This window comes from Pseudomonas sp. 2VD (assembly GCF_005503585.1).
GTDB lineage: Bacteria > Pseudomonadota > Gammaproteobacteria > Pseudomonadales > Pseudomonadaceae > Pseudomonas > Pseudomonas aeruginosa.
Map to the genome: position 1 here is coordinate 1 of NZ_SCND01000512.1, position 3,233 is coordinate 3,233.

The window sequence follows — 3,233 nt, forward strand, 5'->3', positions numbered from 1 at the left end:
GCCTGTACCGGGGCGACGATCAGCGCCATCCACATGGCCATCGAGAGCATCTTGCGGATCGCCGGGTTGTCGCGCCCGCGCAGCAGGTGCCAGGCGGCCGAGGCGCCGACGAAGAAGGCGGTGGCGAGGAACGCGGCGACCGACATGTGCAGCAGGCGGTAGGGGAACGACGGGTTGAAGATCACCGCCACCCAGTCCACCGGGATCACCCGGCCGTCGACGATCTCGAAGCCCTGCGGGGTCTGCATCCAGCTGTTGGAAGCGAGGATCCAGAACGTCGAGATCAGCGTGCCGATCGCCACCATCACCGTGGCGAAGAAATGCAGGCCCGGTCCCACGCGGTTCCAGCCGAACAGCATGACGCCGAGGAAACCGGCCTCGAGGAAGAACGCGGTGAGCACCTCGTAGGTCAGCAGCGGACCGGTGATGGACCCGGCGAAGTCGGAGAAATGGCTCCAGTTGGTGCCGAACTGGTACGCCATGACCAGCCCGGACACCACGCCCATGCCGAAGTTGACCGCGAAAATCTTCGACCAGAAATGATAGAGGTCGCGGTAGACCTCTTCGTTCGTTTTCAGCCAGAGGCCTTCCAGTACGGCCAGGTAGCTGGCCAACCCGATGGTGATCGCCGGGAAGATGATGTGGAAGGACACGGTGAACGCGAACTGGATGCGGGCAAGGTCGATAGCCTCCAATCCGAACATGGCAACTCCTCTTCAGGTTCTCGGCCCTTCCGGCTTACGTGCGGATTCGGCCGTGCTTCCTCACGCGCAACGCTACGCAAGGTTTTGGAACACATCCTTCAGCTATCGTTCTTGTCATTGGAAAGCGACCGCAGCCCTGGATGGCAGGAATGCGGGAAGGGTCGCAAGCAGATTCCCGGACCACCCGCCTTGATGCAGAGCAATTCGGTACGAAAATCTTACCCGTTAGCCTAGACCGTCCTGCTGTGGTCGGTTGTCGCGAGACAAATTGCCTCAGCTCTCGCATATTCGTTAATAGAATATAAAAATAAATAAATAATATTTTTATGGAATAAAAAGAGTCGCTACTCTCCCCTTCAAGCCGCCCCTCGCGTGTTGGCGCCCCTCCTTCACCGCCCTGCGCGCAGCGGCGGACATCGCCCTACAAGGATCGAAGAATGAAAAAACTGCTCCTGCTGACTGCCCTGGCCTCCGTCATCAGCGTTTCCGCCAGCGCCGCGGAAAAGCTCATCGTCGCCGCCACGCCGATCCCCCATGCGGAAATCCTTGAGCTGATCAAGCCGACCCTGGCGAAGGAAGGCGTCGACCTGCAGATCAAGGTGTTCACCGACTACGTGCAGCCCAACGTGCAGGTCGCCGAGAAGCGCCTGGACGCCAACTACTTCCAGACCCTGCCGTACCTGGAGAACTTCAACAAAGGCAAGGGCACCAACCTGGTCACCGTGGTCGGCGTACACGTCGAACCCTTCGGCGGCTATTCGAGGAAATACAAGTCGCTGGCCGAGCTGCCCGACGGCGCCACCGTCGCCATCCCCAACGAAGGCAGCAACAGCGGGCGCGCCCTGCTGCTGTTGCAGAAGGCCGGCCTGCTCAAGCTGAAGGACCCGAACAACGCCCTGGCCACGCCCAAGGACATCGCCGAGAACCCGAAGAACCTGAAGTTCAAGGAACTCGAATCGGCCCTGTTGCCGCGCGTGCTGGACCAGGTCGACCTGGACCTTATCAACACCAACTACGCGCTGGAGGCCAAGCTCAACCCGGCCAAGGACGCGCTGGTCCTGGAAGACCGCGACTCGCCCTATGTGAACTACTTGGTGGCGCGTCCGGACAACAAGGACAGCGACGCCCTGAAGAAGCTTTCCGCCGCGCTGACCAGCCCGGAAGTGAAAGCCTTCATCGAGAAGAAATATGCCGGCGCGGTGGTCCCGGCCTTCTGACCCCAGCCCGTCCCGACTCCCACGCTGGGCGCCGTTGCAGCGCCCCTTGTTCACGCCGGTGTCGCATGGCTTGCACCGGCGTTTCTTTTTCCGCAACGGCCCCCGCCCGCAGCCGTCCCGGTCCGTCGTCGCGGCGCAGGCGCTGGAGGCGCCCCGTGCCGTCAAGGAGTTACCCATGAGCGAGAAACCACGCCCCGCGCCGTTGACCTTCCCCGACGCCGACCGCAGTCCGCTGAGCATCCGCGCCAAGGCCCTGGTGTTCTTCGACCCACGCTCGCACCGGGTCCGCGAAGAACTCGAGCGCCTCGCGCCGCAGGGCCAGCCGGTGCTGATCGAAGGCGAGACCGGCACCGGCAAGGAGCTGCTCGCCCGGCAGATCCACCGCCACAGCGAACGCGCCGGTCTGTTCGTCGCGGTCAGTTGCAGCGCCCTCAGTCGCAACCACGCCGAAGCCGAGCTGTTCGGCTACGCCCCCGGCGCCCACAACGGCCCGGTCGGCAGCCGCGCCGGCTGGTTCGGTTCGGCCAATGGCGGCACCCTGTACCTGGACGAGATCGGCGACCTGCCGCTGACGTTGCAGGCCAGGCTGCTACAGACGCTGGAGGAACGCGAGGTGCTGCGGGTCGGCGCGCAGCAGCCGATTCCCCATGACGTGCGCCTGGTCACCGCCACCAGCGTCGACCTGGACCAGGCGGTGCGCGCCGGCAAGTTCCTGGCCGGCCTGCAGCAGTACCTGCACGACGGCCGCCTGAGCCTGCCGCCATTGCGCGAACGTCCGGGAGACATCCTGCCGCTGGCGGAATACTTCGTCGGTGTCTATGCCCAGCGCCTGGACCTGCCGGTGCCGGCCATCGGCGTGGAGACCCAGCGGATCCTCGAGAGCTATCCCTGGCCAGGCAACATCCGCGAACTGGAAAACGTCGTCCACTTCGCCCTGCTGGTCAGCGACAAGGAAGAAATCCTGCCGCAGCATCTGAATTTTGGCGGGGCAACGCCAGACCCATCGCTGGCCGGTCTGCGGCGCCTGCTCGGCCAAGCCGGAGCGCCGTCGCTGGAGCAGGTACAGGCCCTGCTCCTGCAACTGGCCACCGAGCAGGCAGGCGGCGACGAGGAGGCGGGAAGGCGGCGCCTGGGACTGGCGGCGAACTGAAGGAATCCTTCGGCGAACGTGCGGGAAAAGCGCGGCGCCGAAGGCTCCCATACGTCCGAAGGATTGGCTCCCGGGCCCTCGATCGTGTTTATATTGAACGCTTGATCAAATTAAGGACGAGGAGACCAGCCTGTTTTGACTGACCCACAATCGCCCTCCGCC

2 protein-coding genes and 1 pseudogene are annotated in these 3,233 nt (G+C 63.9%); 2 read left to right on the plus strand and 1 reads right to left on the minus strand.

The window, feature by feature from the left end; translation table 11 throughout:
• A pseudogene (gene cioA / locus FFS27_RS30800) lies at positions 1-704 on the minus strand (cyanide-insensitive cytochrome bd quinol oxidase subunit I); the annotation flags it as partial.
• A 437-nt stretch (positions 705-1,141) separates the two neighbouring features.
• Here cioA and FFS27_RS30805 point away from each other — a divergent pair.
• Positions 1,142-1,921 (plus strand): MetQ/NlpA family ABC transporter substrate-binding protein, encoded by a 780-nt coding sequence (locus tag FFS27_RS30805; RefSeq protein WP_003093057.1) that lies wholly within the window; start codon positions 1,142-1,144, stop codon positions 1,919-1,921.
• Positions 1,922-2,096: 175 nt separating this feature from the next.
• Positions 2,097-3,071: a sigma 54-interacting transcriptional regulator gene (locus FFS27_RS30810; protein ID WP_021265241.1), complete on the plus strand. Its 975-nt coding sequence runs from the start codon at positions 2,097-2,099 to the stop codon at positions 3,069-3,071.
• The last annotated feature ends 162 nt before the right edge of the window (positions 3,072-3,233 follow it).